This is a genomic window from Microcoleus sp. N9_B4 (assembly GCF_036701635.1).
Lineage (GTDB): Bacteria > Cyanobacteriota > Cyanobacteriia > Cyanobacteriales > Microcoleaceae > Microcoleus.
In genome coordinates this window covers 1-20,205 of the sequence record NZ_JAUBRC010000066.1, presented here as the reverse complement: position 1 = coordinate 20,205, position 20,205 = coordinate 1, and the positions used below count along the sequence as shown (strand labels likewise).

Annotated in this window: 16 protein-coding genes and 1 pseudogene; 13 read left to right on the top strand and 4 right to left on the bottom strand. The window is 46.9% G+C overall.

Annotation, left to right across the window (positions count from 1 at the left end):
- The first annotated feature begins 50 nt into the window (after positions 1–50).
- Together QUA43_RS27940 and QUA43_RS27935 are read left to right on the top strand one after the other, a co-directional pair.
- A complete protein-coding gene (locus QUA43_RS27940) occupies positions 51–509 on the top strand; it encodes a hypothetical protein (protein ID WP_333378629.1) in 459 nt (152 codons plus the stop codon).
- Positions 490–693 carry a hypothetical protein gene (locus tag QUA43_RS27935; RefSeq protein ID WP_333378626.1) on the top strand — a complete coding sequence of 68 codons (204 nt, stop codon included), beginning with the start codon at positions 490–492 and terminating at the stop codon, positions 691–693. The genes QUA43_RS27940 and QUA43_RS27935 overlap by 20 nt, the downstream gene beginning before the upstream one ends.
- A 104-nt stretch (positions 694–797) precedes the next feature.
- Here the strand turns inward: QUA43_RS27935 and QUA43_RS30980 are convergent.
- Positions 798–872 (bottom strand): annotated as a pseudogene (locus tag QUA43_RS30980) (DUF6887 family protein); the annotation flags it as partial.
- 414 nt (positions 873–1,286) lie between these two features.
- Between QUA43_RS30980 and QUA43_RS27930 the strand changes: the two are divergent.
- Positions 1,287–1,580, top strand: coding sequence for a hypothetical protein (locus QUA43_RS27930; RefSeq protein ID WP_333378624.1), 294 nt, complete (start codon positions 1,287–1,289; stop codon positions 1,578–1,580).
- A gap of 439 nt (positions 1,581–2,019) precedes the next feature.
- Here QUA43_RS27930 and lepA read toward each other — a convergent pair whose 3' ends face one another.
- Entirely contained in the window at positions 2,020–3,834 is a 1,815-nt protein-coding gene (lepA, locus tag QUA43_RS27925; protein ID WP_333051855.1) for a translation elongation factor 4, read from the bottom strand.
- 327 nt (positions 3,835–4,161) lie between these two features.
- On the opposite strand from lepA, the gene QUA43_RS27920 reads away from it, so the two are divergent.
- The 3 genes from QUA43_RS27920 (at position 4,162) to QUA43_RS27910 (ending at position 8,793) form a co-directional block, all read left to right on the top strand.
- Positions 4,162–4,389, top strand: a complete 228-nt coding sequence (locus tag QUA43_RS27920; protein ID WP_015176471.1) for a type II toxin-antitoxin system CcdA family antitoxin — start codon at positions 4,162–4,164, stop codon at positions 4,387–4,389.
- A 694-nt stretch (positions 4,390–5,083) separates the two neighbouring features.
- Positions 5,084–6,982, top strand: a complete 1,899-nt coding sequence (locus QUA43_RS27915) for an ATP-binding protein (protein WP_333378619.1) — start codon at positions 5,084–5,086, stop codon at positions 6,980–6,982.
- A gap of 1,001 nt (positions 6,983–7,983) precedes the next feature.
- On the top strand, positions 7,984–8,793 hold the full coding sequence (locus QUA43_RS27910) for a GAF domain-containing protein (protein WP_333378616.1): 810 nt from the start codon (positions 7,984–7,986) through the stop codon (positions 8,791–8,793).
- A 306-nt stretch (positions 8,794–9,099) separates the two neighbouring features.
- On the opposite strand, the gene QUA43_RS27905 is transcribed toward QUA43_RS27910, so the two are convergent.
- On the bottom strand, positions 9,100–10,638 hold the full coding sequence (locus QUA43_RS27905) for a PAS domain S-box protein (RefSeq protein ID WP_333378614.1): 1,539 nt from the start codon (positions 10,636–10,638) through the stop codon (positions 9,100–9,102).
- Positions 10,639–10,958: 320 nt separating this feature from the next.
- Here QUA43_RS27905 and QUA43_RS27900 point away from each other — a divergent pair, with 320 nt between their 5' ends.
- From QUA43_RS27900 to QUA43_RS27870, 7 genes are all read left to right on the top strand, one after another.
- Positions 10,959–11,609 carry a DUF3386 domain-containing protein gene (locus tag QUA43_RS27900; RefSeq protein ID WP_333259261.1) on the top strand — a complete coding sequence of 217 codons (651 nt, stop codon included), beginning with the start codon at positions 10,959–10,961 and terminating at the stop codon, positions 11,607–11,609.
- A gap of 663 nt (positions 11,610–12,272) precedes the next feature.
- Positions 12,273–12,509: a NifU family protein gene (locus QUA43_RS27895; RefSeq protein ID WP_006632519.1), complete on the top strand. Its 237-nt coding sequence runs from the start codon at positions 12,273–12,275 to the stop codon at positions 12,507–12,509.
- Between the two features lie 213 nt (positions 12,510–12,722).
- Complete coding sequence (locus tag QUA43_RS27890) at positions 12,723–14,969, top strand: glycoside hydrolase (RefSeq protein ID WP_333378611.1); 2,247 nt, start codon at positions 12,723–12,725, stop codon at positions 14,967–14,969.
- Positions 14,970–15,337: 368 nt separating this feature from the next.
- Complete coding sequence (locus QUA43_RS27885) at positions 15,338–17,905, top strand: PAS domain S-box protein (protein WP_333378608.1); 2,568 nt, start codon at positions 15,338–15,340, stop codon at positions 17,903–17,905.
- Positions 17,906–18,264: 359 nt separating this feature from the next.
- Positions 18,265–18,657, top strand: a complete 393-nt coding sequence (locus QUA43_RS27880; RefSeq protein ID WP_242715629.1) for a response regulator — start codon at positions 18,265–18,267, stop codon at positions 18,655–18,657.
- Positions 18,658–19,115: 458 nt separating this feature from the next.
- On the top strand, positions 19,116–19,334 hold the full coding sequence (locus QUA43_RS27875) for a hypothetical protein (protein WP_190655558.1): 219 nt from the start codon (positions 19,116–19,118) through the stop codon (positions 19,332–19,334).
- Positions 19,335–19,440: 106 nt separating this feature from the next.
- Positions 19,441–19,653: a hypothetical protein gene (locus QUA43_RS27870; RefSeq protein WP_333378605.1), complete on the top strand. Its 213-nt coding sequence runs from the start codon at positions 19,441–19,443 to the stop codon at positions 19,651–19,653.
- Between the two features lie 190 nt (positions 19,654–19,843).
- Here QUA43_RS27870 and QUA43_RS27865 read toward each other — a convergent pair whose 3' ends face one another.
- On the bottom strand, positions 19,844–19,987 hold the full coding sequence (locus tag QUA43_RS27865; RefSeq protein WP_006632525.1) for a chlorophyll a/b-binding protein: 144 nt from the start codon (positions 19,985–19,987) through the stop codon (positions 19,844–19,846).
- Between the last annotated feature and the right edge of the window lie 218 nt (positions 19,988–20,205).

Below are 20,205 nucleotides of genomic sequence, written 5' to 3'. Positions count from 1 at the left end.
AAACTTGTGCGAATTCAAATTGCTATAAAATATTTAAAGGAGGTCGTGCCATGACAGCAACATTAGACAAACCAAAAGACCAGCGGCTAATTCACTCCGGGATTGATTGGCAACAATTTAAGCTCATCGAGCAGGGGTTTTCTGATTCCCCCGGCATCCGATTTTTTTATTTCAAAGGTGAGTTAGAAATCTTGGCAGTTTCGCAAGAACATGAATCTTTCAGCAGGACGATTGCAGGTTTACTGATGGACTACTTTGTTGAAAAAGACATCGAGTTTAACCCCTTGGGTAGCTTTACCCAAGAGAAGGGACAGGAAGTCTCAGTGCAAGCTGATGAATCTTTTTTAATTGGAAAATCAACAGGTAAAACACCCGATATTGCCATCGAAGTAGTGTTTACCAGTGGGAGAAAGCAAGTTGAATCGTTACCAAGCCTTGGGAGTCCCCGAAGTTTGGTTTTGGGAGGATGGAGTATTTGGCCTGTATCATTTGCGATCGCACGGATATGAAAAAATTGACCACAGCGAAGTTCTGCCCGGTTTAGACATCAACCTGCTGTCTCGCTGCTTGCTGATGGCTTCTAGGGTGGAAGCAGTTAAGGAGTTTCGGCGCGGGATTTCTGCGGTTTATAGAAAAAGTGGTTTGGGCGATCGCTCCCGCATTTATCAATATATTGTTAGGATACAAGACTAACCTTTATATTCTTTCATTTGCTGGCGAATGGCTGCCTCAATCTTAGTATCGAAATCCGAATCTCACACTTTTGTTATGATTGAATTAGAGCGCTTTTTCCGCCTTTATAAGTAGGCTTGCAGTGCTGCTTTATCCCCGCGATTTTTAAGAAAATAACGCTTCAATTCTCGATCGGACTTTGCAGTATAATCTACTTAGATCATTAAAATACCTCCCCCTTATGAGCCATTTCAATCTCAATTTCCTCGTCATATCTAGCCAATACGAACAAGTTTTTGCTGTCTCTTGTCAACACAGACGAGGTGAATAGGTTGCAATGCCAAATAGGTCAAGTAATAAGTGATTCCATAAATTAACCACAATATTTTTAGGGGCGGGTTGTTTCACCAACAATCTTTCGTTCACATCGACAATATCTATAAACCCGCTCACCCAGGCGACTTTCACAGTCCAAGATAACCCCTGTCGGTGCAGCAAAGAATTATGGAATTTGGTTTGTGGCTCTTGACAGCTATGTATTACGAATGTAGTATTAAGTTACGGTAGAAAAGCTCGATCGAGCGACACCAGTAAACAAAATTTAGAAAAAACCTATGCAACCCATCCGACAAGGCGACGTAATTCTCACCCCCGTACCGAAAATCGAAGGAGAAAAAAAACCTCACCTAACTCTCGCCGAAGGTGAAGTCACCGGACATTCTCACCAGATTATTGAGGGACAAGCTGAACTTTACGAAAAAGAGGGCACTCTGTACTTGCGGGTGCTTTCACCGACAGCTTTATTGAGTCACGAAGAACACCATGCGATCGCAATTCCCGAGGGTAATTGGATGGTGCGAATTCAGCGGGAATATGAGCCACAAGGTTGGAGGTATGTCACAGACTAAGGTTAAAAAACTAACGCCAAAACAAGCAGCTTTGATTCCTGTTTATCGCGAAAATTGGAGAGCGAGATCGCTTTCCACTGGCCTGATAAATCGCTCGCAAGCTGCGGAAACAATAAAATCGGCTTACAGTGCGATCGGCAAAAAAGCACCGGAAATCATTTTTGTCGATCGCGCCTACGAAGCTGCTGATATAATCCTCAGTCAATCTCCGACAAAGAAACCCGGTTTTTTACCGAATTCACCGTGTGTAACGCGTCTTTCGGGAAAAAAACCCGGTTTCTGGGTCCCCACAGGACGGGCAAGATGCCCATCCCACAATCAAACAGACTCTTTGTGGAACAGGCATCTTGCCTGTTCTAGAACACTGCAAACAACTACAAAAAAACCGACTCTTTGTGGAACAGGCATCTTGCCTGTTCCTGACACAAGGCCACACAGATTACGAATCCCTATCGAGCTTCAGCACAGCCATAAAAGCTTCCTGCGGTACATCCACAGTACCCACAGACTTCATCCGCTTCTTACCCTTCGCCTGCTTTTGCAGCAACTTTTTCTTCCGCGAAATATCACCGCCGTAACACTTCGCCAACACATCCTTCCGCAAAGCCGGAATGTGCTCCGAAGCAATCACCTTCGCGCCAATTGTCGCTTGAATCGGCACCTTAAATTGGTGACGAGGAATCAACTCCTTCAGTTTTTCCGTCAACCCGCGGCCCACATTATAAGCCTTATCCCGGTGTACGATCATCGCCAAAGCATCAACCGGATCGCCATTAATTAAAATGTCCATTTTCACCAACGGATTTTCGCGATAACCGATGAGGTGATACTCCATGCTCGCATAACCGCGCGATCGCGATTTCATCTGATCGAAAAAGTCCGTCACCACCTCCGCCAAAGGCAACTCGTAAACCAGCGTAGTTCGGCCTTGACTCAGATACTTCATATCCATAAAAATGCCCCGCCGACTTTGAGACAGTTCCATTAGCGCGCCCACATAAGTTTCTGGCGACAGCATTTCTACCCGCACATAAGGTTCCTCAATTTTCTCGCGATACTGAGGATCTGGCAAGTGGCTCGGATTGTCAATTGTTAACACTTCCCCTTTAATTGTTGTGATTTGATAAACCACAGAAGGAGCTGTAACAATCAAATCCAAATTGTATTCTCTCTCCAGTCTTTCTTGCACAATTTCCATGTGCAGCAAACCCAAGAAACCGCAGCGGAAACCAAATCCCATCGCACTCGAAGTTTCCGGTTCGTAAGAAAGCGCCGCATCGTTGAGTTCGAGTTTTTCTAAAGCTTCCCGCAAATCGGGAAATTGGTCAGCATCGATCGGGAACAAGCCGCAAAAAACCATCGGCTTTGCCTCTGTATAACCCGGCCAAGGCTCCGGTGCCGGCTTTTTGACCAAAGTAATCGTATCGCCAACGCGAGCATCAGCTACGGCTTTAATTGCCGCGCCCAGATAACCAACTTCCCCCGCGTGCAGTTCGTCTACTTGAACTTGAGTCGGTGAAAGGATGCCCAATTCATCGATGACATATTCCTTACCCGAAACCATCAACAAAACTCGATCGCCCTTTTTGACACTTCCGTCCATCACCCGGAAATACACAATTACCCCGCGATAAGGGTCGTAATAACTGTCAAAAATTAGCGCCCGCAGCGGTTTGTCAACAGTATCCTGCGGCGGCGGCACCAATTCGACGATCGACTCCAAAATCTCATCTATACCAATTCCTTCCTTAGCCGAAGCCTCAATCGCCCCGCTACAGTCCAGACCGATAATTTCTTCAATTTCCCCTTTTACCCGTTCCGGTTCTGCCCCCGGCAGGTCAATTTTATTTAAAACAGGAATAATTTCCAGATTGTGTCCCAAGGCAAGGTAGACATTTGCCAGGGTTTGTGCTTCCACGCCTTGAGATGCGTCTACCACCAGCAGCGCCCCTTCGCAAGCAGCGAGCGATCGCGACACCTCGTAAGAAAAGTCCACGTGTCCGGGAGTGTCGATCAGATTCAGCACGTACTCCTGACCGTCCTTGGCAGTATAGTTCATCCGAGCCGCTTGCAGCTTGATCGTAATGCCGCGTTCGCGTTCGAGATCCATATTGTCTAAAAACTGCTCCTTCATCTCCCGTGCCTGCACAGTCCCAGTCGCCTGCAACAGGCGATCGGCCAAGGTCGATTTTCCGTGGTCGATGTGAGCAATAATCGAAAAATTACGAATGCGAGATACAGGGACGTTAGTCATGTTTTTTATCGAAGAGCTAATCGGCAAAGGATACTTTTTGTTGTATGATTACACAAGCAAGAGTAGAGTGCTTACTTCAACCTCTTACTGGGGATTGAGATGAAACCACAACTGAGGCAAACCTCAAGAGTATCAGTTATTACCCTTCAAGTGTCCGACCGAGCCCGGACACCCAAAAGGAAAAAACTTTTCTCTGTCTCATTGTACAGAAAGCTGTTAAGCGGTTGAGGAAAGGTGGGGTGCAAATCAGGGACTGCAAATATCTAGTCCAGTCGCTTGTCATCAAAAGAATTGAAACCTAAGAATTAAAACTAGGATTTTTTAACTATGAGCCAGTCAAGTATACCCTCCCACAGTTCGTCAGAAAAAGTGGAACTATCTATCCATATAGATTCTGAACTGCTAGACCAAATTAAGCACTTGACGAATGACCCCAGCAAAGTCATTGAAACAGCAATCAAGCAGTGGCTCCGAGGCGAGCGCCGCGAAGACGAGCTGGCTCTGAGTTTACGCCGCAACCCCCCAGTCCCGCCGCGTGGTGAATGGAACGACTGAGGTGCTCTCGCCCCAGACGGCGCGCGCAAATCTGCAGGCTGTGAAATTTAGATCGCGCAAGCGATCTCCTGCAGATTTCGTGGCTAAAGCTACAGGTGGTGGGCGAGTGAACTCGGCTAAATCACAACCTCGGAACTATTCTAGGTAAGGGAAAAAATGCGTGATATCAAATCCGTTAGCATCGGAATAGTAAATTCGAGTTCAGTGTTGACTGTTGACGGTTGACTGTTGACTGTTAATTGTTAACAGTCAACCGTCAACAGTCAACATCATTCCGGTGTAACCGGAAATGATATGAGCCATTCCCTGACTAGAGTTGTTCGCAGCCTCATATTTTGGCGTAATTTTCACAGTTGATAGTTAATCGGTGCAGATTCCTAATTTCTCAATCTTAATTTTTATTTTTAAATTACCCAAAACGGCTGAGAACGAATAGTTTTGAGTTTTGAGTTGAGTTCAGAATTAACCAATTAATATTTTATGAGTTCATTAATCACTCAAAACTCAATCATAGAAGCCTAAAATTTTTGCAAATTGTGAGTTTTGAACGATTAATGTTTTAATTAAAAAGCCAACAACTTTTTAATTGATTACTCACAAATTAACAGTAGAAGCCCCAAACAATGGAGAATATTGAGATCTTTATTAAAAACTCAAGACTCCCAAATCCGAACTACTTTCATCCCCTACTCTGATGGACTCTAACACAGATTTTCGGCGATCGAGCCTCGCCTCTACAGTTTTTTTTCAAGAGTTAGGGGCAGAATTAGTATTTACCCAAGACGCCTCTGGTCGATATCTATCTTTTTACTGGCAAAAAGCCGAGCAGTACAACCTTACAGCAGAACAAATTGTCGATCGCCCCCTCAGCGAAACCCTGCAACCCATCCCCCCTGCGCCTTATCTCGATATCCTGCGGCGGGCGCTCGAAACCCTTGTACCGCAAAGGTTCAGCTATCCATTTTGCCACGCCGGACAATATTTTCTCTTCGATTTGACACTCACTCCGGCGATCGACTCAAACGGCAAAGCTGCACAAGTCTTAGTTATGGGAAGGCTGCTGTCTGACAAACCCACAGACAGACGGCCAGATTCCCCAGAATTCATGCTCTATCGAGCTTTGCCATCCCCCTTGGACGCCCGCCCACAAATGCCACTTCCAGCGAGCCGTATCCCCGGTCGATCGCTCCCTCCCTACTCGGAAATCGATCGTAAAATCATCTCCCAAATCGCTCAAAACCTGCACAAAACCCTCGATTTAGCCACCATTTGGCAGCAAACTGTTAACAGCTTGGGTCAAGTTTTAAACGCGAGTCGCTGCATCATCTGTTCCTACAAAAAAGACAGCGAAAATCTCGAAACCTCCCCCTTCCTTGCCTCCGAAAATCAGCAAAAATCGACCGCCGTAGCAGCAGAATTACAACAGTCAATAGCTAGCTACCCCTCGCCCCCGCTTTCCCCAACTCAAATCGAAAATCTCCAATCGAAAACTTTTAAAGTAGTAGCTGAGTACCGCCAAGAAGCTTACTCTTCTATGCTGGGAGTAGAACTGCGCGCAGCCGAACAGCCTGGGTGGATTCAAACTTTAGCTACCTTAAAACCAGTAGCAGTCGATTACGCCTCCCCCGCCGCCGATCCCTTCCACCGCCATTCCGTACTCGTAGCAGCTACCTCCTATGAAGACCAACCCAATGCACTGATATGTTTGCACCGCTGCGGCAGTTCCCCGAAATGGAGTCCAGTCGAACTCGAATTCGCCCGCGAGTTAGTCGCTCAAGTCGGCAGTGCGATCGCCCACGCTACACTTTACCAAGAATTAGAACAGGCTCGCGCCGAAGCCGTGGCTCTTTCCCAACTTAAAAGTCAATTTCTGGCTAATACTTCTCACGAACTCCGCACCCCCCTCAACGGCATCCTCGGCTTCCTAAAACTGCTTATGGACGGCATGGCAGATGACCCCGAAGAAGCGCACCAATTTATCGAAGAAGCTTACCGATCAGCAGTACATTTGTTCAATGTGATTAACGATATTTTGGATGTCGCTAAAATCGAAGCTGGCAAAATGGAGTTAGACCTCGCTCCCGTCAAACTCGGTGAACTGTTGCAACAAGTTGAGAATTTTACACGGGTTCAAGTCGAGCAAAAGCGATTGCAATTTCAAATCCAAAAACCCCCTGTAGAGGACGAGATTATTGTGTACGGCAACTACCAACGCCTGCTTCAGGTAATCTTGAACCTCACGGGCAATGCGATTAAATTTACCGGGGAAGGGGGAATTCGCATCAGTGCCGAGGTTATTAAGAAAAAGGTGACTGTTCACCACCAGCAGTTCCCCGGAATGGTGAAAATCCGAGTCGCTGATACTGGCATTGGCGTTTCTCTCGACAAGCAGGATAAATTATTTGAGTCGTTTTTTCAGGTGGATGGCGATCGTACCAGACAATACGGCGGCACCGGTTTGGGATTGGCTATTTCTCAAAAACTGGTAGAAGCAATGGGGGGTACAGTAAATTTTTACAGTATGGGAGAAGGACTTGGCTCGACGGTTACTTTTACTGTGCCGCTGTATCAAGAACCACTATTTAAAAATTAATCATCCGTAATTGATCATCAGTAATTGGTCATCGGGACGTTGAAGGAATCAGGAATCAGCAATCAGCACAAATTAAGAAGCAAGAGGGAATCAGGAAGCCGAAAAAAAAACTGCTATAGCGGTTCTCAACTTTCGTGAGGTACTCGCTAGCTTTCTTAAGCTCTTGCGGCATTTAAATTGTATGTCAAAAAAACTTAAAGTCTTGTGGGGTGTCCCGCCCTGAATATACAATTTAAATGCGCGACAGCTTACCAATTACCAATTACAAAACTGTACCTTACTCACTTAATAATTGCTATATTCCTGTATTCGTGAGTTCCGTTGCGGGAATAAAAGTTATCGATAATTGGTAATTATCCTATAAACACAGTTCGGGAGCATCTCATATTTGTAAAAACACTGCTTTTTGCTCCTTCCTTCTGACTCTTTCCTCCTGGCTCCTGCCTCCTGTCTCCTGCCTCAAAACTGCAATTTATAGCTTGGCTGCAAAAGTGAAATGCTCCCCACAGTTCGATCGCCCACCAGCGTATCAATTTTGACTTTTATCCGTCGCCCAGCTCCCTCCTTGGGAGTTTTGCACTCATATTGATCACCCCCGCCACTTCCGATCCCCACCCAGAATTGGCATAAATCAAATCCGGGGGATACGGATAACAGCTAATCTTTAATCTGTCGGCTGGCAGCTCACACCTCCTAGTAAACCCCCACCAACCGCCAACTTTACCAAGAACTTAGTGCCTACTTTTAGGACTGATTCAGCTTCCCAACCCCCTACTGTAAAGGATTTTTAAGAAAACAGAATGCTCTCCCTTCTATGTGAAAATCATAAAGATCTTGTAAAGACACCGCAACTACTTAGTAATGTTTGACGATATGTGGCAATATTTAAGTAGAATTACGTAATCCATAAGTCGGACAGTGGCAGGCTGGCAAATTCAGTAACTCCCTGCTCTGTTGCCGGAGTGGTAAACTTTTGCCAGTCTAGTAGAAAAAGGGTTGCTATGAATCAGCAAATATCAGCTCAATCGCAAAAACTTTTACTCCAAATTGGCAGAAATATTCGTCGCACCTTGGATCTCAATACCATCTGGCAGCAAACAGTTAACAGTCTGGGAGAAACACTAGGCGTCAGCCGCTGTATCCTTTGTCCCTATGAAAGTTCTAGCCTGCAAGTCAAAGTAGCTGCTGAATACTGCCAAGAACCATTTTTACCGATGCTGGGAATGGAAATCTCGCTCACAGCAGCACCTCATTTCCTTCAAGCTCTAGCCACCCTCGAACCGGTGGTAGTAGAGTCCTTTGCAGCCAATGACGATTTTGGGCCGCAGTCGCTGCTAGTGGTGGCTACCGCTTACCAAGAGCAAGCTAACGGCATAATTAGCTTGTATCAGTGCAAAGGTCGATCGTCCGGGAAGGGTAAGACCGATCGACCTTGGACTCAATCCCAGATCGAATTCGCACAAGAACTTGCCGAGCAAGTAGGAAGTGCGATCGCCCTTGCCACCCTCTACCAAGAGCGCACCCAGCGAGTACAAGGACTATCCCAGCTCAAAAAGCAATTTTTGTTGAAGGCGTCCCACGAGCTCCGCACTCCCCTAAATCACATCATCGGCTATCTACAACTAACCATAGACGACCAAGCTGACGATCCCATAGAGGAGAGAGATTTTATCCAAGAAGCTCACCGTTCGGCTATCCATCTTTCTCAGGTAATTTCCAATATCTTAGATTACATTGAGTTAAGTGAAGCTTGCCAAACTCACACAGAGTTAGCCACTTTCAGGAGTCAGGAAAAATCAGGGCATCAGTAAACCTTCTAGTGGCGTATTTAACAAGTCTAATATTTACCGTGCCAATAATTTTTACCCTGAAAAAGCTGACACTTTATCGATAGATTCCCTCAATTAATTCGGTAGCTGGTTCATCAATTATTTTTAGGGAATTATAGTTTTACACAGTACAGCATAGCAACTACTACACGTAGTCGCTCGGTGTATTTATCATATTATGTCCGCTCGCACAACTCCCATTAAATAGGTTATTTGACCGGAAACGATATTGCAAGCATAAGATTACACTTTTGCACTTTTAATGCTTTTAACTTGTGCTTGATAGAATTATCCCTCGCCCTTTTTTTTCGGAGTTTTTGGAGGGCTGACATAGCGCGCCCAAAAAGGTTCCTCCATATCTTTCATCGCTGCTAGTTTTTGGCGCTCTTCCTCTATGCGCTTGCGTTCTGAAAGATTAGAAAATATGTTGATACTGCCGACAGTCTGGCCGCCCGCATCTCGCACACGTGCGGCCCAAAGCCAAACATCGATCGAACTACCGTCTTTTTTCAACAAAGATATTTCCAAACCGTTTTGCGGTTTGCCATTAGACGCAGACTTTAGCAGCGCGTAAAAATCTTGCTTTTGGCCTTCAGGAATATTCGGTAAAGGTTTCCCTAAAACCTCAGCCGCAGTCCAGCCAAAAAGTTGTTCGGCGGCGCGGTTCCAAACAACGGTATTGCCGTCATTGCTGGTACAGTTAATCGCCAGCGGCGCTGATGCTATCTGGGCTTGCAAAACTTGGTTAACGAGTTGCAGTTTCAATTCTACTTGCTTGCGATCGGTAATTTCCTGACAAGCGCCCCATAAACGGACAACCCGTTCAGCAGTTTTGTCCCACACCACTTGCCAGTAGTCCCGCACCCAGCGCACCTCGCCTTTTTTATTAATAATGCGATACTCATTAGCTCCAGTGCGGCTGAAAGTACAGCCTTCTAACTGTTTAATTAACATTTCCCTGTCGTCGGGATGAACGAGTTCCGAGTTCCACCAGCCAAACGATTCTAATTCTTCAGGAACGCAACCTGTGCAGCGCTCAAAAGCTTCTGTCGCCCACTCGCAGGCGAACTTGCCGTCGGGAAGTCCCTTAAAAGAATAGGCAAAATCCGAAGTAATTTGCGACATAACTCTGTAGTGGAGTTCCGACTCTCGGACTGCGATTTCCGCTTGCTTTCGTTCCCCTATTTCCCGCGAATTAATTATAATTCCCTGCACGCTAGAATCGTAAAGCAAACTGTTACCTATTGACTCCATGTAGATCCAAGAACCGTCAGCGTGGCGTTTCCGATATTCGATTACCCCTCCAATTCCCGGAGATTCTAACAACTTACCAAAATACGTCTGCCAAGCCAGCAAATCGTCTGGATGGATTAACTCGCCGTGAAATTTGCCAATTCTTTCTTCTGGGTTGTAACCCAAAAGCCGCTGTAGAGATCCGCTGTGGTATCGAACTCGCCCGTCGGAGCCGACAATGCTAATTAGATCGGGAGAATTACGCAGCATAGCTTGCAGTTTGGCTTCACTTTTAGTTAATGCTTGAGTGTCCCTGCGATGCTGGCTGATTTGTTTTTCCAACTGCTCCCGTAGCTGTCTAATTTGCCCTACTTGCTGGGCTACAGTGCGTTCCAATAGGCGATTATTCTTTTCAAATTCAACCAGCTTTGCCGCGTTATTTGTGGCGCTTTCAAACAAGCGGCTGCCTGCCATTTCCTGTAGAGAATTTGATAAATCTTCCAAATTTTGTGTAAAAATTGCCTGTTGAGGGTGTGGCAATTCCCTAGCTTGTTCCTGCAATGTTTCTAAGTGTTTGTAGACAGTTTCTAGCATTTTATTAAGGGGGGAATCTAATAGTTGCCTGCGGGTGCAACCCCTAAAAAGCGGACACAAGTTTTTTCAACATAACCCATAACTAAGACTGGTGTGTGGCGATCGACCCATCGCGCTCTCAATAACCAGGCATTTTGGGACTTTCTCTTCAAATCATAGCAACCGATAGAGAAAGTAAATTCTTGTTGCGCCCTAATTGCCAGCCCAGCCGCACCCCCAAGAAGTGCTCGCCAGGAGTGCGGGTAACTCCCCTACCCAGTGAATGTGGGGCTTCTCGCGGTTAAGCTAAACTAGATGGGTGTCAAGAGAAAGAGGGATTTATGACAGAGCAAGCCAACGCTCGCGATTTGTTTCGCGCTGCTTACGAACACCGCTATACCTGGGATGCCAATTTTCCCGGTTACAGTGCCGATATTGAACTCAAACAGGGCGACGAAGTATATACGGGTCATGTTTCCATCAAACCCGACATGAGCGTGGAAGTCAGCGGCATTGAAGATGAGGAAGTGCAGCAAAGCGTCTACACCCAAATGCGCGATATTGTCACCCACCGCAAACGATCGACATTTGAAAAATCTCACGGCAAAAATAGCTTCACCCTGGGCGAGAAGGACAGCACCGACGCTGTGGACATCTTGGTGCAAGGCGACTCAATGGGATCGAATTATAAAATCCGAGGTCTCTCAATTTGTCAAGTCAGCCGGGTGATGGGCCGCATGGCTTTCGTAATTGACACGCACAAAAGCTTAGAGACACCCGAAGGTTCTTTGGCCAGCCACTACGATGCCGTTTTCCGCAACCCCCAAACCGACGAAATCATCAAAGAACTCGAATTTGAAGATACCTTTGAGAAGATAGGCGACTATTATGTCATGACAAAGCAAGTAGTTCGAGCCAAAGAAAAAGGTCAACTGACAACAACCGAGTTCAACTACTCTAACGTCAAACTGCTAGAACCAGCAGTAGTTTAGCGCCCTCAAAAACCCAAATTCTTAAATAAAAGGGTTTTTTTGGTTAACGTATCAGAATCAACTTGATTTGGCGGCAAGTAACGCTACGATCGAACGAGAGAGCGAATTGGGATCGAGCATCAGCGTAAGGAACCCCACGCCTAAAGGCGGAGGCTTTTAAGACTGTCCGGCTCTTTGAGCGGGATTGAATCGAGAGCTTACCTTACCAGCCTAAGTCTTTACTGACTAAGTTTTTTGAGTCACGACACTCCTTGAATGCGAAGCTAGTTTTCCGCTCTGTCGCTAGTGGTTAAACATCTGTACAAGGGTTAAGGACGTGCTGCTAGCCTAACAAGCTCTTAAAACATTGGCGAAGCTAACATTACCCCGCAAGGGAGTTTGAGGCAACCATACCTCACTGGAGAGGCAACCATACCTCTCCAACCCCGAAAGGGGATTTTAATGCGACTGAAGTCGCTGCCGCTGTCCTCCCCATGCCTAAAGTCAGGGGCTTCTCGCTCGTTTTTCGGTGACAGAAACCGGGTTTGCTGCAGCCAGCTCATTTGAGTACGCAAGTCTTTTTTCAAAAAACCCGGTTTCTTAAATCCCGCGCGGGTTGAGAATGCTGTCCTTGAGTCAAATCGAACTTTCATCAACTGCAAGAAATCATCACAGAGGCGAAATATGACACTAGCACTAACCAGAGATAACGTCGAAACAGTTCTCGATGAAATGCGCCCCTACCTGATATCCGACGGTGGCAACGTCGAACTCGTAGAAATTGACGGCCCCGTGGTACACCTGAGACTGCAAGGAGCTTGTGGCTCTTGCCCGAGTTCCACAATGACTCTGAGAATGGGCATTGAACGTCGTCTGCGCGAGGCTATCCCAGAAATTGCCGAAGTCGAACAGGTAATGTAATTAGTCAGTGAGCAATTGGTAGTTGGCAGTTGACTGTTACCAATTACCAGTTGACGGTTGACAGTTGACAGTTGACTGTTACCAATTACCAGTTGACAGTTGACTGTTACCAATTACCAAATTTAATTGCCAATTACCAATTACCAAATTCAATTACCAATTACCAATTACCAATTACCAAATTCAATTACCAATTACCAATTACCAAACTCAATGTCTCACCCCCTTTATGTAGCCTTCATTTGGCACCAACACCAACCGCTCTACAAATCCCGAGTATCAGCTAGCGCAGGAGTAGCCCAGTACCGACTGCCTTGGGTGCGCTTGCACGGAGTCAAAGACTACTTGGATTTAGTGCTAATGCTGGCAAAATATCCCAAACTGCATCAAACCGTAAACCTGGTTCCATCCTTGATTTTGCAGATAGAAGACTGCATCGCAGACAAAGCATTAGACCCTTACTTGACGGTGACATTAAAGTCAGCAGAAATTTTAACCCTCCCAGAACAAGAGTTCATTTTAGAACACTTTTTTGACGCCAATTACCACACTCTGATTCAGCCACACCCCCGCTACGCTCAACTCTACACTCAGCGGCAGGAAAAAGGCATTCAGTGGTGTTTGGAAAACTGGAAATTGCAGGATTTTAGCGACTTGCTGGCGTGGCACAATTTAGCTTGGATTGACCCGCTGTTTTGGGACGACCCCGAGATTGCAGGGTGGCTCAAACAAGGACAAAATTTTAGTTTGTCAGACAGAAAAAACATCTACTCAAAACAAAAAGAAATCCTCGCTCGCATCATTCCCCAGCACCGTAAAATGCAAGCTGAGGGACAGTTGGAAGTCTCGACAACCCCCTACACGCACCCGATTTTACCGCTGCTTGCCGACACCAACGGCGGCCGCATAGCTATTCCAAACATGACGCTGCCACAACACCGGTTTCAGTGGGCAGAAGATATTCCCAGACACTTGAGAAAAGCCTGGGAAATGTATCAAGACCGGTTTGATTGCCAACCGCGCGGTTTGTGGCCGTCGGAACAAGCAGTCAGCCCGGAAATTTTGCCCTACATTGCCAAACAAGGCTTTAAATGGATAGTCTCGGACGAAGCAGTATTGGGGTGGACAATTAAACACTTTTTCCACCGCGACGCGACAGGGAATGTCTACGAACCAGAATTTTTATATCGCCCTTACCGTTTAGAAACTCCTGACGGCGATTTAGCCATAGTATTTAGAGACCACAGATTGTCTGACTTGATCGGGTTTACCTACGGTTCTATGGAACCGGAAAAAGCAGCATCAGATTTAGTGGGACACTTAGAGGCGATCGGCAGAACTCTCAAACACCGACAGTCCGACGGTCAAACAGCTTTAGAAAATCCCTGGTTAGTGACGATCGCCCTAGACGGCGAAAATTGCTGGGAATTCTATCCCCAAGACGGCAAACCCTTCTTAGAATCCCTCTATCAAACTCTCAGCGACAATCCCGATATCAAATTAGTCACAGTCTCAGAATTTCTCGACAAATTCCCACCAACCGAAACAATTCCCGCAGCCCAACTGCACACCGGTTCGTGGGTGGACGGTTCCCTCACAACTTGGATCGGCGATCCCGCGAAAAATCGGGCTTGGGACATATTAGGGCCCGCCAGACAAATGCTGGCAAACCATCCAGAGGCCACAGAAGAAAGCAACCCAGAAGCTTGGGAAGCGCTTTATGCGGCCGAAGGTTCCGACTGGTTCTGGTGGTTTGGCGAAGGTCACACGTCGAACCAAGATGCCATGTTCGACCAGCTATTTCGCGAACACGTAGCGGCGATTTACGAAGCTCTCGGCGAGCCTGTACCCCCGGAAGTGCGGCGGCAAGTAGAGGTGCACGAGGTTCAAGGCGACCACCTGCCGCTGAGCTTTATTCACCCGGTGATTGACGGTATCGGCAACGAACAGGATTGGGACAAAGCCGGTCGGATTGAAGTTGGGGGAGCAAGGGGTACGATGCACCGGAGTTCGGCAATTCAGCGGCTTTGGTACGGGGTTGACCACTTGAATTTTTACATTCGCGCCGACTTCAAGGTAGGGGTGCGGCCGGGAATTGATTGCCCGCAGCAGTTAAATTTGTTCTGGTTTTATCCCGATCGCACGATGAACAACAGTCTGATTCCGCTGTCGGGTTTGCCTGACGAAGCACCGCTCAACTATCGATACCACCATCAGTTAGAGATTAATTTGCTGACGAAATCGATTTGGTTTCAGGAAGCAGGAGAGGGCGATGAGTGGCAGCCCCGCATTAGCAGGGCCCAAGTGGGAGTGGATAAATGTTTGGAGGTAGCAGTGCCCTGGGCTGATTTGCAGATTATGCCCGACTGGTCGCTGCGACTGATTGCGGTTTTATCGGAAGGGGAGCGTTACTCTACCTGTATGCCGTTCGATTCTTTGATTCCGATCGGAATGCCGTAAAAAGTCATCAGTCATCAGTCATTAGTCATTAGTCATTAGGCTGTAGGGGCGGGTTGCACGAGCTTTCATAGAACTGACAACCCAAATAAATATAAACCCGCCCCCTGAATGAGTCAGTAGTCATTAGTCATTTTTTGAACAAACAAACAATTAAATAATTATCAAAGTATATTAAATTGGGGCTTCAACTCTGGCTGCCTAATGCCTGGATCGTTTCGATCGCGTCCGGTCGATATAAGGCTATAAAATTTGTTGGTAAGGAGGGCTTCATTCCTCATAAAAAAGAGGACTTAATTCCTGACTACATAACATATAATGGTTAATTTGCCGGACATCATATCATTAGTCATGGGGAAATTAACAAACTAATGAGCCGCATTTTACTCTTGGTCGATCGCCACCAACAAACTAATTTGCCGATCGCTCACCTCAACACCGAGCATGAGGTGATCGTACTCGATCGCGCTTTAGATCCCAACTCCGAATTTCCCATTCCCCAAATCGCTTTTGACTTGTGCATTCTCGACGAGGCAAATTTCGATCGCATCGGGCCGCTGGTAGAATCATTAAAAACTGCCGCCGAGCCGATATTTTTACCGTTCTTGCTTGTTAGTAAATCCCAAGCGCCTGCTCTTTCTGAGCAGCCCTTTTCGGAGCAGCCCAAACAACTCGAAGGCAGAATAGACGATTTGATAGTAAGTCCCACCGAACCTGCCCAACTGCATTTGCGGGTAGAGAATTTGTTGGCCCGTAGGCGGCTGTCGGTAGAACTCCACAAACTTCAGGAAATAATTAAAGAACAGACTTTTACAGAAAGTTTGTTAAAGGACTCGCTGCAAACGGCAAACGAAAACCTGCAACGGGAAATTGCCAAGCGGGCGGAGGTAGAAACTGCACTGCGAGAAAACTCCTATCTCAACTCGCTGATCAATGCCATGCCAGATATTGTCTGCTTCAAAGATGGCGAGAGCAGGTGGCTGGAGGCAAATCAAGCGATTTTGGAAGTGTTCGAGCTAGAAAAGATAGACTACCGCGGCCTCAAAGATTCTCAACTAGGAGAACTCAGCAGTTTTTACCGCGAGGCCCTACAGGCGTGCGAGGTGAGCGATAGAGAAGCGTGGGAAAAAGGTGAGCTTTCTAGGGGAGAAGAAGTGATTGTCCGCTCAAACGGTACTGTGAAAATCTACGACGTGATTAAAGTACCCGTATTTCACCCCGACGGCAGACGCAAAAGTATAGTGATTTTGGGTCGAGACATTACTGAACACAAGCAAACTAGAGACGAACTCGTGCGCTTGGCGTCGATTGTCGAGTCTTCCGACGACGGCATCGTCGGCAAAACCCTCGCCGGGACAATTCAGAGCTGGAACTCAGGAGCAGAAAAGATTTACGGCTACTGTGCTGCGGAAATCAAGGGTCAGTCGATCGAGATTTTAGCCATACCCGAACGCCCCAAGGAAATGCCCCAAATTCTGGAAAATATTAGGGCTGGAGCCAGCATCGACCATTACGAAACCGTGCACTTGCGGAAAGATGGTCAACAGATAGATGTCTCCCTGACGATTTCTCCGATTAAAGACGCCACGGGAGCGGTAACGGGCGTTTCGACAATTTCTCGCGACATCAGCGACAGCAAGCGAGTCGAAAAAGCCTTTGAACAACTCCGCCACCAAACAGAAATGATTTTGTTCTCCGCAGGAGAAGGAATTTGCGGGTTGAACAAAGAGGGAAAAGTAACTTTTGTCAATCCTGCGGCGGTGAGAATGGCAGGCTGCGAATCGAAGCAATTGATCGATCGACCACTCTATGAAAGCTTACACCGTGCACAGGAAGACTGCTCAAAGGTGATCAAGCAACTGTCACGTGCAACAGACATCAATTCAAAGTCGGAACTTGTCCCACACTGCGCCGCACCGCAGGCGGGCAAACGGCTGCCCAACCGGGTAAGTTCTCAAATTTTAGCCACCTTGGAAGACGGAGAGGCGCGGCGCGTCACCGATGAGATTTTTTGGCGGCGAGACGGCAGCAGTTTTCCGGTTGAGTACGTTGTCGCTCCGATGCGAGAACAAGGCGAAATAATTGGAGCTGTAGTGACTTTTAAAGATATTACGGAGCAGCTTGCCGTCGAGCGCATGAAAGATGAATTCATCTCTGTTGTCAGCCACGAACTGCGGACGCCCATGACCTCGATTCACGGCGCCCTCGGACTCCTCAACAGCGGCCTGCTTGACGCTTACCCCCAGAAAGCTAAGCGGATGCTGGAGATTGCTGTCACTAATACTGACCGTTTGGTGCGCTTGGTCAACGATATCCTAGATTTAGAGCGGATGGAGTCGAGTTACAGCACTGCCATCAAACAAACTTGCAATGTGGCTGAGCTGATGTTGCAGGCGGCTGACGAGATGCAGGGAATGGCTCAGCAGGCGGGAGTTACTCTGTCGGTGAAGCCTGTGGGGGCGCAATTGCAAGCTGTTCCCGATCGGCTAATTCAAGCATTGACAAATTTACTCAGTAATGCTATAAAATTTTCTCCCTCCGGCGCTACGGTTTGGCTGAGCGCGGAGTTGACTCACAATCTGGATTTGGCAGAAAAAGCAGCGCACAAGTCGGTGTCGTCTCCGTCTTTGTTGTCTCCTGAGCCTGCCGCCGCGCCTCCGCATTTGCCAGTTCCGAGCTCGTGGTACATCGTGATTGCTGTGAAAGACCAAGGGCGGGGTATTCCGCCAGACAAACTGGAGATGGTCTTTGAACGCTTTCAACAAGTCGATGCTTCTGACTCTCGCCAAAAAGGAGGTACTGGTTTGGGGCTGGCTATTTGTCGCAGTATCGTGCAGCAGCACGGGGGGCGGATGTGGGTGGAGAGCGTTGTGGGGGAGGGCAGCACTTTTTTCTTAAGTCTGCCACTTCTGAGGGACGGGGTTGCTACTGAAAGTTAATTTCTACCTAGGTGTACCCAAAGTTACTGATTTTGTGCAGATTGTTTGTCGATGACTCGCTCAAACAATCTCAGCCTTTTTTGCCGTTTGGGGACAGCAGGCAAAAAGCGCCATTTGAGGTCGAAAAGCGGCTTTTTTTGGGTGGGATATTTTACAGCAACCGCGCCAGACGGTTAGGACGTTCTTAGTTGAAACCCGGGCTGTCGATGGCAAATTAGGTCTTCCTTGTTCCTTCTTCCTTCAAGATCTGCTATACAGTTTTGAAAATTTACTGTAAAGTCCGATCGGCTAAGATAATTTGCTTTACAAAATATTCACATTTCACATCTAATCTGTGATCAGTTCTCATTTCTAAAAAAATGTTAATTTTGACTGCCAAGCGCATCTTGGTTATTGACGATGCGGAAGATATTCGGGAAGTAGCTCAAGTCAGTCTTGAACTGGTGGGGGGCTGGGAAGTCCTGACAGCGAGTTCGGGTCGCGAGGGTGTTGCTAAGGCTCTTGCCGAACAGCCTGATGCTATTCTATTGGACGTGATGATGCCCGACCAAGACGGGCCTACTACTTTTTTACAGTTACAAGCTAATAATGCTACGCAGCACATTCCGGTAATTTTATTAACGGCTAAGGCTCTGGCTGGGGACAGGCGGATGTTCGCGGATTTGGGGGTGGTGAGCGTGATTGCTAAGCCTTTTGAACCGATGTTTTTGGCTGCTCAGGTCGCTGAGGCTTTGGGCTGGGAGCAAGAATAGATCGCGCGCATTGAATTGTGCAGCTTTTCAAGCAGTATTTTTGCAGGCAAAAAGAGTTAAAAAAACTTGGTTTCTTTGATATGGCTCCTTAGATCCAATCGGGGCGATCGGACAGGATATATGTAGCGACTTAGGCGCCGTGCCTGTCGTTCTGTCAGCTTAAGACTAAAAACCTCAGTCCGGTATCAGTTTCAACCCTGTCTGTTTTGGGGTGAAATTGATACCAATTAGCGATGCCTAATTCCCTATTGGTAGTGCGTCCATTTAACCGGATTCGACCTCAGCCATGAACTGAATATTCCTGTGGATTTTTCGGACAAATATAAGCTGGCAGGAGTATTTTACTTTTTGTGACAAATCACTCGTCTTCATAAGTTCTTCAGGTTTTAGTTTTATGTTTAAGCAGAACGTCAGGGATCGCTCCTGACTGTTGGCAGACACATTGGGAGAAGACGATTATGCCCTCAGCTTACATTTTGCTACTAATAGTTTCTCTGGCAGCAGTCTGGGTTTACTGGCAAACCTCTCAAGATATTTTTGTTCTTGTGGCTTGGGCCGGGCTGGGTTGTTTTATTTGGGGTTTCTCTTGGGCTCCTTGGAGCGTTCAGCTTTTGATTGTGGTGTTACTCTTGGGCCTCCAAAAGTGCTACTTGCGCGACGCTCAAAGCTGTGAGTGAAAGAGATTTTTTATTTTGGTGCCTGGAATTGAGATGTGCAGGCATTCGTGAATCTCTCTAATGATTGGGTTATCGCTCCATATCTTCAAAAAAGGTTTAAAATATCATGAATAGTTGCCCTTGTTGCTCCTCTCAATTGCTCCGCCACGCTCGCCACAATCGCGTTTACTGGTTCTGCTCGCACTGCTGGCAGGAAATGCCGGATCTGTCGGAGATGATTTTAGGTCACAGCACGCGGACTCACAAACGCGACGGTTTGGTGAAGGTTGCGAATTTAACTCCTAAATTGAGGATTCTAGATTCCGTAGGAATTGCTTAGTTTGCTGGAGTTAGTCTGGCGATAAATATTGAGACAGAAAAAATTTTTGATTGTGCCATCTGTTGGATTTTTTAATAAAAAATGCAAAAGCCCCTTCAGCGTGATGAAGGGGGACTTATTAGCGGGGGGCTTTTGCGCTTGTGATGGGGTCGATCGCCTGAATTTCAGCTATTGTACGCAGAAGAGCTGATTACATCAAACCGATTTGAGAGAGAATGCCTTGACCGGTGAGGAATTCGGTAGCTAGGCCGATAACGAAGCCCAACATTGCCAAACGGCCGTTCCAGGTTTCAGCGAACTCAGTGAAGCCCAACTTTGCGTCTTTGTTTTCCATGACCAGAAACCTCGTTTAATTTCAACCTTATGTAACTAAACTTAACACAGCAGTATAAAGTTTGCAACATATTTTTACATTTACTGTTCAAATGCCGGAGATCAGCGGGATGACCCTGCGGGTAGAGGGACTCGCGGGGGGCTGACAGGTGTAGGTTTTTTACAACTAGGAGGAGTTACAAGTATAGAAGGCATCTACAGGAGTGTGAGGGAAGGAGA

Coding starts and splice junctions, on each gene's coding strand:
- QUA43_RS27885 (WP_333378608.1), top strand. CDS start 15,338: ATGAGCCGCATTTTACTCTTGGTCGATCGCCACCAACAAACTAATTTG.
- QUA43_RS27900 (WP_333259261.1), top strand. CDS start 10,959: ATGACAGAGCAAGCCAACGCTCGCGATTTGTTTCGCGCTGCTTACGAA.
- QUA43_RS27920 (WP_015176471.1), top strand. CDS start 4,162: ATGAGCCAGTCAAGTATACCCTCCCACAGTTCGTCAGAAAAAGTGGAA.
- QUA43_RS27915 (WP_333378619.1), top strand. CDS start 5,084: ATGGACTCTAACACAGATTTTCGGCGATCGAGCCTCGCCTCTACAGTT.
- QUA43_RS27895 (WP_006632519.1), top strand. CDS start 12,273: ATGACACTAGCACTAACCAGAGATAACGTCGAAACAGTTCTCGATGAA.
- QUA43_RS27865 (WP_006632525.1), bottom strand. CDS start 19,987: ATGGAAAACAAAGACGCAAAGTTGGGCTTCACTGAGTTCGCTGAAACC.
- QUA43_RS27905 (WP_333378614.1), bottom strand. CDS start 10,638: ATGCTAGAAACTGTCTACAAACACTTAGAAACATTGCAGGAACAAGCT.
- QUA43_RS27910 (WP_333378616.1), top strand. CDS start 7,984: ATGAATCAGCAAATATCAGCTCAATCGCAAAAACTTTTACTCCAAATT.
- QUA43_RS27890 (WP_333378611.1), top strand. CDS start 12,723: ATGTCTCACCCCCTTTATGTAGCCTTCATTTGGCACCAACACCAACCG.
- QUA43_RS27880 (WP_242715629.1), top strand. CDS start 18,265: ATGTTAATTTTGACTGCCAAGCGCATCTTGGTTATTGACGATGCGGAA.
- QUA43_RS27875 (WP_190655558.1), top strand. CDS start 19,116: ATGCCCTCAGCTTACATTTTGCTACTAATAGTTTCTCTGGCAGCAGTC.
- lepA (WP_333051855.1), bottom strand. CDS start 3,834: ATGACTAACGTCCCTGTATCTCGCATTCGTAATTTTTCGATTATTGCT.
- QUA43_RS27930 (WP_333378624.1), top strand. CDS start 1,287: ATGCAACCCATCCGACAAGGCGACGTAATTCTCACCCCCGTACCGAAA.
- QUA43_RS27870 (WP_333378605.1), top strand. CDS start 19,441: ATGAATAGTTGCCCTTGTTGCTCCTCTCAATTGCTCCGCCACGCTCGC.
- QUA43_RS27940 (WP_333378629.1), top strand. CDS start 51: ATGACAGCAACATTAGACAAACCAAAAGACCAGCGGCTAATTCACTCC.